This is a genomic window from Nostoc sp. UIC 10630, assembly GCF_010747425.1.
Classification (GTDB): Bacteria; Cyanobacteriota; Cyanobacteriia; order Cyanobacteriales; family Nostocaceae; genus Nostoc.
In genome coordinates this window covers 1-9,537 of record NZ_JAAGOG010000253.1, presented here as the reverse complement: position 1 = coordinate 9,537, position 9,537 = coordinate 1, and the positions used below count along the sequence as shown (strand labels likewise).

Annotated in this window: 4 protein-coding genes; 1 reads left to right on the top strand and 3 read right to left on the bottom strand. The window is 43.1% G+C overall.

Annotated features, from left to right (window positions below):
• Positions 1-23 precede the first annotated feature (23 nt).
• From bioF to G1O98_RS33680, 3 genes are read right to left on the bottom strand one after another with little or no spacing between them, the layout of a single operon-like run.
• Positions 24-1,184, bottom strand: coding sequence for an 8-amino-7-oxononanoate synthase (gene bioF / locus G1O98_RS33690; RefSeq protein ID WP_163937803.1), 1,161 nt, complete (start codon positions 1,182-1,184; stop codon positions 24-26).
• A gap of 47 nt (positions 1,185-1,231) precedes the next feature.
• On the bottom strand, positions 1,232-1,864 hold the full coding sequence (gene ruvA, locus G1O98_RS33685; RefSeq protein WP_041565497.1) for a Holliday junction branch migration protein RuvA: 633 nt from the start codon (positions 1,862-1,864) through the stop codon (positions 1,232-1,234).
• Positions 1,864-2,622, bottom strand: a complete 759-nt coding sequence (locus G1O98_RS33680; protein WP_163937801.1) for a sucrose-phosphate phosphatase — start codon at positions 2,620-2,622, stop codon at positions 1,864-1,866. The genes ruvA and G1O98_RS33680 overlap by 1 nt, the downstream gene beginning before the upstream one ends.
• A 507-nt stretch (positions 2,623-3,129) precedes the next feature.
• Between G1O98_RS33680 and G1O98_RS33675 the strand changes: the two genes are divergently transcribed.
• Positions 3,130-9,363, top strand: a complete 6,234-nt coding sequence (locus tag G1O98_RS33675; RefSeq protein ID WP_163937798.1) for an AAA family ATPase — start codon at positions 3,130-3,132, stop codon at positions 9,361-9,363.
• The last annotated feature ends 174 nt before the right edge of the window (positions 9,364-9,537 follow it).

Below are 9,537 nucleotides of genomic sequence, written 5' to 3'. Positions count from 1 at the left end.
ATTCCCCATTCCCCCTTCCCCATTCAAATAACATCCTTCAGCACTGTTACCAATTTTTCAATATGTGCTACTTCATGAGTCGCCATTACAGATATTCTGATTCGACTTGTGGGCACTGTGGGAGGACGAATTGCTGGAGCAAAAATGCCAGCATCTCTTAGCTGTTTTCCAGCTTTGAGGGCATCTGTGGCATTAGGCAATTGAAAGCATAATATGGGTGATTCAGAAGGCAGCAATTTTAAGTTAGGCAACTGTTGCAGCAAAGTTTTCAAGTAATGTATATTCCCCCACAATTGGGCAAGGTGTTGCGGTTCTTGTTGCACTATCTTGATTGCTGCTAAGGCTGCTGCTGTATCAGCAGGTGAAAGCCCAGTGGTATAAATCCAACTGGGTGCGCGGTTCCGCAAAAAGTCAATTAAGGCGCTACTTCCTGCCACATAACCGCCTAAACTACCCAAAGCTTTACTCAAAGTCCCAATTTGAATTAATTGCTTTCCTGTACACCCAAAATGCTCGACACACCCAGCGCCAGTTTTTCCTAGTACCCCAGTGGCATGAGCCTCATCGACTAGCAGCATACAGCTAAATTCATCAGCCAGATCGAACAGTGCGGGCAAGGGACATAAATCGCCGTCCATGCTGAAGACAGTATCAGTAAGAATCAAACAGCGTCGATAATTTTGCCTCTGCTGATTCAACTTGGCTTTGAGTACTGCCATATCACAGTGCGGATATTCCACAACTGCTGCACCGCTCAGAATCGCTCCATTTTTCAAACTGGAATGATTGTACTGGTCAGATAAAATTAAATCACGCTTGCCCACAAGGGCGGTAATAGCACCTAAATTAGCCAGATACCCTGAACTAAATACCAAGGCATCTTCTGTTTGTTTGGTAGATGCGATCGCCTTTTCTAACTCCCCATGCAATTCTCGATGCCCACTGAGTAATCTAGAACCAGTACTACCAGTGCCAAATTCTGCGATCGCAGCAGTTGCGGCTGCCATCAACCGCTCATCCCCAGCCAATCCCAAATAGTCATTACTGGCAAAATTAATTACCTCTTGCCCAGCTAAAACCACCGTTGCACCCGGACGACCGTTGATAGGTTGTACCGAACGATACCAGTCCGCCCGATGAATTGTTGCTAAGGACTGTTCTAGCCAGGCATAAGGGTCGGTCATTGGGAATGGGGAATGGGGAATGGGGAATAACTAATGACAAATGACAATTAAACTTGTTCGCTGCTGAGATGAGCGATCGCTTGTTTAATCCAATCTTCGACGTAGGCATCTTTGGGTAGGCCGATGTCTTCGCTGACTACGTGCAGGGCGTGACTGACCTCATGGGCAGTATATCCCAAGGCGAAGAGGGTCATTTGCACCTCTTCGAGAATTCCCGGTGCTGGCCCGCCTGTGGCGACGAAGAACCCGGCTGATTTACGCCACTCGACTAATTTGCTTTTCAGTTCCAAACAGATGCGCTCTGCGATTTTTTTGCCGACACCGGGAGCCTGAATTAAGATTTGTGTATTGCCAGCGATAATTGCTTGGACTAAATCTGGTAGTTCCAGAGTGTCCAGAAGTGCGATCGCTAAGGCTGCACCAATCCCTGTGACAGTCAGCAAGTGGCGAAATAAATCGCGTTCAGCTGGGGAAGCAAAGCCATATAAATAGGGCACTTCTTCCCGAATTTGGAAATGGGTAAAAATTTGCGCCACGCCTCCCGATTCTGGTAACTGGTTTGCTAGCCGTTGGGGAACTTGCAAATCGTACCCCAAGCCATTGACTTCCAGAGTCAGAATCACGCGATTAGCGCCAATTGTTTGGATACCAGCGACTATACCTTTTAGATAACTAATCATTACAAGAGACCAAAATAATTTAAGCCTTCAATAATTCCACCTGCACAAAAACCTTTTGCTAGGTAGCGGTGCATAGCGGGATACTCGTTATGCCATTGGAGTAACTCTTTTCGGGCATTCCCGACGATGATTCCCCGTTCGTTGCCTACAGCAAATAAAGCAATATCATTACCCGAATCACCACAGACAACTGTTTGTTCTGCTGCAAATTTCCACTTCTGGCGTAAAAACTGCATTGCCTGACCTTTATCGCTGCTATGGGGTACAATGTCAAGGTCAATACCGCTACTGTAGATTAACTTTACATTTAATTTCGATTTCTGCAACTCTGCTTCAAGTTGTGGTAGAACATTCGCAGATGCTTCTTGTTCTAAAAAAAAGCTCACTTTGAAAGGACGCTGTTCTGAATCTGGTTGCCGAAGTAACTCACGGTATTTATGGGTAATAGATAATACAGTTTCCCGTTCCCATCCCGGAGACAGGGTTTCTGACCAATCTGAGTCTGGACTATCAGTACCATTGAGATAAATTTCCGTCCCTACAGAAAGAACAAGGGCATCTGGTTGCAAAAGATTTTTTTGAGCTTGGAGTTGTTTGTAAAGTAAGGGCGATCGCCCGGTAGAATAAACAATTTTAGTGCCGTATTCTTGACGATGTTGACTCAGGAGTTGATTTAGTTCTGCTAAAGCGCTGTCATCGCCAACGGTGCGATACACGAGGGTGTCATCTAAATCGGTTACAAAAAGAAATGGTTTCATAATTAAAACTCTTGCAAAATTTCGTTATTCTACCGCGTGAAGAGAATTTTGCAATAAGTTTGTTTGCTAAAAACCAAATATATCAGACATTCGATTTGAGGTTAAGGATAGTTGCAATTATCATCAGGAACGGGTTATAGGCATTTTCAATCAAAAAGCCCCTTCTTTTCCCACAGGATAGAACCTTGGAGGGAAATCAAGTGATAATCAGCTATTTACTTATTATTGGAAATCGCTGTAGTAATAAGCCAGGAAGCAGAAAATCATTTTCAAAAAATGGAGAATTAAAGCTTTAATGCCTTCAGCTTTTTGTAAGTCGATAAATTGCTTTTCTATTGGTTATATATTTTTTGTATTTTCTGCTAACTCAGTTGCACAAAGAGCGATCGCTAACGTGTAGTTTTTCATCAGGAAATACATCCAAAACGTAAATAATTGCGAAAGTTTGTTACAAAAAATTTCCTGTGGGGAATTCTAAACTGACTAGAAAAATTCCCTGAAAAAGTGATGAGCGTAAAAGTGGATGTAACTGTAACACTGTCAGGCTACCAAATTAGAGAGCAACTATACTCAGGTTCACGTACACTCGTATATCGCGCGGTCAGAGAAGCAGATAACCAAGCAGTTGTAATTAAGCTTTTAAAACGAGAGTACCCCAGCTTTAGTGAACTCGTACAGTTTCGCAACCAATATGCCCTAGCCAAAAACCTAGAGATTCCTGGGATTATTAAGCCCTACAGCCTAGAACCCTATAATAATGGCTATGCTTTGGTGATGGAAGATTTTGGTGGCATATCACTGCGACAATTTATTAAGGAACAGCCGCAACACTTAGACCAATCTCTAATTATAGCCCTACAACTAACAGAGATTCTGCACCAGTTACATCAACAACGGGTGATTCATAAAGACATTAAACCTGCTAATATCCTGATTCACCCAGACACCAAGGTGTTAAAGCTGATAGACTTCAGCATCTCCTCCTTGTTACCGAGAGAAACCACCGAAATCCAAAATCCAAATGTCCTGGAAGGGACTCTAGCTTATCTATCACCAGAACAGACAGGACGCATGAATCGGGGGATTGACTACCGCAGCGACTTCTATTCATTGGGAGTAAGTTTCTTTGAGCTACTGACAGGAAAAGTACCTTTTGATGCTCAAGACCCGATGGAATTAGTGCATTGTCATATTGCAAAACTTCCTCCTAATGTGTGCGATGTCAACTCTGAGATCCCTTTGGTTGTGGGAGAAATTATTCACAAGCTGATGGCGAAGAATGCCGAAGACCGCTACCAGACTGCGTTGGGACTAAAACATGATTTGCATCTATGTATAGAAAAACTGAACGAAATAGGGAAAATTGAGCATTTCGCGATTGGAAAGCGAGATATAAGCGATCGCTTCGTAATGGCAGAAAAACTCTATGGCAGAGAGCAAGAAGTTAAAATACTACTAGAAGCATTCGAGCGGGTTGCCAGTGGGACATCGGAGTTCATGTTAGTGGCGGGGTTCTCCGGCATTGGTAAAACGGCAGTGGTGAATGAAGTACATAAACCCATTGTCCGGCAACGAGGCTACTTTATTAAAGGCAAGTATGACCAGTTCAACCGCAACATTCCCCTCAGTGCCTTTGTACAAGCCTTCCGTGACTTAATGGGGCAGTTGTTAGGCGAAAGTGACACCCAATTAAAGCAATGGAAATGGAAGATTTTGACGGCATTGGGGGAAAATGCCCAAGTAATTATCGATGTGATTCCTGAGTTAGAGCAGATTATTGGGCAACAATCCCCAGTGGTGGAACTATCAGGTAATGCTTCCCAGAACCGTTTTAATCTGTTGTTCCAAAAATTTATTCAAGTATTTACTACAGTTACACATCCCTTGGTGATGTTTTTGGATGATTTACAGTGGGCAGATTCAGCATCACTAAACTTGATTCAGGTATTGATCGGACAAAGAGAAAGCGGCTTCATGTTATTGATTGGTGCATATCGTGATAATGAAGTCTCGCCTGCTCATCCGTTGATATTGACGTTAGAAGAAATCAAGAAAGCTGGCACTACAGTCAATACAATCACACTGGCTCCCTTGAGTCAAGAAAGTTTAAATTCGCTAGTTACAGATACATTACAATGTCCAGCAGCGATCGCTCAACCTTTAACCCAGCTAGTTTATCAAAAAACTCAAGGAAACCCCTTTTTCAGCACACAGTTTCTCAAGGCGCTACATGAAGAGGGAGCTATTGAGTTTGATCCTCAAGCTGGGCATTGGCAGTGTGATATTAGTGATGTGCAATTGCTCTCTCTGAGAGATGACGTGGTAGAGTTAATGGCAATGCAGTTGCAGAAGTTGCCAATTGCCACTCAAAATGTCCTAAAACTCGCAGCATGTATTGGTAACTCCTTTGATTTAGCAACACTGGCAATTGTCTATGAAAAGTCTCAAGCTGAAACTGCTACTGACTTATGGAAAGCCCTTCAGGAAGGATTAGTGATTCCCAGCAATGATATTTACAAGTTTTATCAGTCAAAATCAGAGTTGTTGATTGAGGAGAATGAACAGATAGAAGCAGATAATAAAGTAGTTGTTTTCTACAAATTTTTGCATGGTCGCGTCCAACAAGCTGCTTATTCGCTCATTCCCGATAACCAAAAACAACTGATGCACTTAAAAATTGGGCGATTGCTCTTAAGTGTAATGAACGAAACGGAAAAAGAGGAAAAAATCTTCGAGATTGTTAATCAATTAAATAAAGGAGCCGATTTAATTGTCTTAGAAACAGAACGGGAGACATTAGCGAAGCTAAATTTAACTGCTGCACAAAAAGCCAAATCTGCAACTGCTTACGTGGCTGCAATTGAATACGCTACTAAAGGCATACAACTGCTCACGGAAAGTTGTTGGCGGCAATGCTATGATTTAACGTTGGCTCTCCATGATTTAGCCGCAGAAGTAGCCTGTTTGAGTGGTGACTTTGGGCAAATGGAGCAGATAGTTGATGAGGTACTGCAAAATGCTCGTCAATTACTAGACAAAGTGAAAGTCTATGAAGTGAGAATTCTGGCTGATGTCGCTCAGAGTCAGCAACCTAAAGCCATTAAAACCGCTCTTTCTGCTTTGAAATTATTTGGAATGTCGTTTCCAGAGGAGCCGACTGACGCAGATATTACTGAAAGTTTGCAACAGACTCAAGATGTATTAAAAGAAAAACATTTAGAAGATTTGCTGGAACTGCCTGAGATGAAAGACCTCCGAGGTCTGGCAGTGATCCGAATTTTAGCGACTGTAACAGCAGCAGTCTATCAAGCGGTTCCAGCATTGCTGCCGTTAATCGTGTGCAAGCAGGTGAGGTTATCGGTTGCTTATGGTAATGCTGGGGTATCAGCACAGGCTTATGCTTGGTATGGAGTAATTTTGTGTGGTACTGGAGAAATAGATTTAGGCGATCGCATTGGTGAACTGGCAATGGGACTACTATCACGCTTCGAGAGTAGAGAATTTAAAGCCAGCACGATTAACATGGTTTATCCTTTTGTGAAACCTTGGAAACATCATATTCAAAATTCACTCGCTCCTTTGCTCGACGGATACCATAGCGGTCTGGAGATGGGTACTTTAGAATATGCTGCTGACTGTGCCTACAATTATTGTTCGCTGTCCTTTTTTCTCGGCAAAGATTTGTCAATCTTAGAACCAGAGATGAAGGTTTATAGTCAGGTATTGGATCAACTTAAACAGGAAGTTGCTCACAATTACCTAAGAGTCTTTTACCAATCCGTCTTAAATTTACTTGGACAGAGTAAGTGTTCTTGGGAAATTAAAGGTGTGGTTTATGACGAAGAAATGATGTTGCCCAAGCATCAGCAGGCTAACGATCTCTATGCAATGGGAACACTGTATATTAATAAACTAATTCTTTGTTACTTGTTCAATGAGTGGGAACAAGCAACAAAAGTGGCAGTTAATGCCAAACAATATTTGAATGGTGTATCAGGTTGTTTCATGATTCCGGTGTTTCACTTTTACGATTCATTAACCCATCTGGCGATGTTACCCAACGCCCAAGGTAAGGAATGTAATAGTTTGCCCCAGGAAGTTGTTAGCAACCAGAAGAAACTCAAAGATTGGGCAAACCATGCCCCTACAAACCATTTACACAAATTTTATTTGGTTGAAGCAGAGCAGTATCGGGTGTTGGGGCGAATGTATGAAGCAATGGATTACTACGATCGCGCGATCGCCTCCGCCAAAGCAAATGCATATATTCAAGAAGAAGCCCTCAGCAATGAACTAGCAGGCAGATTTTACCTCAATTGGGGCAAGGAAAAACTCGCCCAAGCATATATGCAAGAAGCATATTACTGCTACGCCCGTTGGGGAGCGAAAGCCAAAGTAACTGACTTGGAACAGCGCTATCCTCAGCTTTTAACCGCAATTGTGCAACAACCGCAACCTTTACTTAAGCCATCTGACACAATTTTTGCCCCATCTTTTCATTCGACTCAAACCTCTAGCTCCAGCAATATTACAGAATCGCTCGATTTGGCAACCATTCTCAAAGCCTCTCAAACTCTTTCTGGTGAAATTGAATTAGAAAAACTCCTAATGATGCTGCTTCAGATAGTAATTGAAAATGCTGGGGCAGAAAAATGCGTGTTAATGCTGCTGCGGGACAATCGCTTGTTGATTAAAGGGACTATCAGCGTTAATACTCAACCCATCGTTCTGCAAAAAATTCCAGTGGAGGAAAGCCACGACATTCCTCTGAAAGTGATTTATCACGTCAAACATTCCTTACAACCTGTGGTGTTGGCGGATGCCACTAATCATCCAGTCTTTGCCAGTGATGCTTACATTTTGAGCCAACAGCCAAAAAGCATCTTGTGTAATCCGATTCTCCATCGGGGTCGATTCGCAGGTATCCTTTATTTGGAGAATAACTTGACGACTGGGGCATTTACTAGCGATCGCGTCGAACTGCTTAACCTGTTATGTACTCAAGCTGCCATTTCTCTAGAAAATGCCCGACTTTATGAGCAGACACAACAAACACTAGTAGAACTGCGTGCCACTGAAGCCCGCTTCCAGAAGGTGGCTGACAATATTCCAGGTATGGTATTCCAATTCTGCCTGGCTACCGATGGCTCTTCCTGGACACCCTACGTCAGTTCTGGTTGCTATGACCTGTATGAGGTTGATCCAAAGGCAGTGATGGCAGGGGTACACAACATTCACCTCATGGCGCATCCAGACGATTCCCCAATGCTGGGACAGTTAGTTGCTGATTCTGGTCGAATGTTAACGCCTTTTAGTCACGAGTGGCGAATTGTGACTCCTTCAGGCAAAATCAAATGGATTCAATGTGTTTCTCGACCAGAACTGCAAGCTGATGGCTTGATTGTGTGGGATGGGGTGGTGATTGATATTAGCGATGTCTACGACGAGCTTCGTTTACGCAAACAAGCGGAAGCCGCACTTCAAGAGAAAGAGGAGTTTCTGAGCAGCATTTACAACGGAGCCGAAATAATCATCTTTGTTGTGGATGTGTTGGATAACGATCGCTTCCATTACGCCGGATGGAACGCTGTTGCGGAACGAGCCTCTGGAATTCGTAGTGCTGATGCCGTAGGCAAAACGCCTACTGAAGTCCTTGGGGCAGCACAGGCCCAGACTATCCAACAACGGCTTGCTGAGTGCGCCAGAACGGGAATGCCCCTTTATTATGAGCATTGCCTAACCTTTGATGGGCAGGAAACCTGGTGGTTTATCAACTTCAACCCACTCAAGAATACTGAGGGACAGATTTACCGGGTTATTGGCACAAGCTTTGATATTAGCGATCGCAAACGCGCCGAAGTCCAATTGAATCATCGCACAGCAGAATTAGAGCAAATCCTGCAACAACTCCAGCACACCCAAACGCAGATGATCCAATCCGAGAAAATGTCAGGATTGGGGCAACTTGTGGCAGGTGTTGCCCATGAAATCAACAACCCAGTCAACTTTATCTTCGGCAATCTTAGCCATGCAAATGAATACACCAAAAATATTCTGAGACTCCTGGAACTTTATCAGAAATATTACCCAATTCCCGACTCTGAGATTCAAGAAGAAGCCGAAGCGATGGACTTGGAGTTTTTAGTAGAAGACTTACCCAAACTTATTTATTCCATGCGAGTTGGAGCAGAACGCATTCAAAAAATTGTTGTCTCTCTACGCACTTTCTCGCGCATGGATGAAGCCGAGATGAAAGAAGTCAATATTCATGAGGGCATTGATAGCACACTGATGATTCTGCAACATCGACTGAAAGCGAAACCTGATTCTCTTGGCATTGAGATTGTCAAAGCTTATGGAGAGTTACCGTTAGTCGAATGCTATGCCGGACAACTCAATCAAGTGTTTATGAATCTTTTGAGCAATGCTATTGATGCCCTAGAAGAAGCAAACGCTCAAGACAAAACCTTAACTCCTACCATTACGATTAGCACTTGCCTGGTAGAAAGCAAACAAGTTGTCATTAAAATTGCAGATAATGGCCCCGGAATTCCTGCTCATATCAAGCAAAAATTATTTGATCCATTCTTTACGACAAAAGCTGTCGGCAAAGGTACAGGAATGGGACTTTCTATTAGTTATCAAATTGTGGCTGAAAAACACAAAGGCACATTACATTGTGTTTCCGAACCAGGACAGGGAGCCACATTCATTGTGATGATTCCGATTTGCCAATCTTGATCGGGAGCAATGCGAAAAAGTAAGTGGGATTATGATGATTTGTCATTTGTCATTTGTCATTGGTCATTTGTCATTGGTCATTTGTCATTTGTCATTTGTCATTGGTCATTTGTCATTTGTCATTGGTCATTTGTCATTTGTCATTTCTTATTCTCCCCTTCTCCCCTGCGCCCC

Bases quoted from the DNA above. Each gene is read 5' to 3' on its own strand.
- bioF (WP_163937803.1), bottom strand. From the start codon at position 1,184: ATGACCGACCCTTATGCCTGGCTAGAACAGTCCTTAGCAACAATTCAT.
- ruvA (WP_041565497.1), bottom strand. From the start codon at position 1,864: ATGATTAGTTATCTAAAAGGTATAGTCGCTGGTATCCAAACAATTGGC.
- G1O98_RS33680 (WP_163937801.1), bottom strand. From the start codon at position 2,622: ATGAAACCATTTCTTTTTGTAACCGATTTAGATGACACCCTCGTGTAT.
- G1O98_RS33675 (WP_163937798.1), top strand. From the start codon at position 3,130: ATGAGCGTAAAAGTGGATGTAACTGTAACACTGTCAGGCTACCAAATT.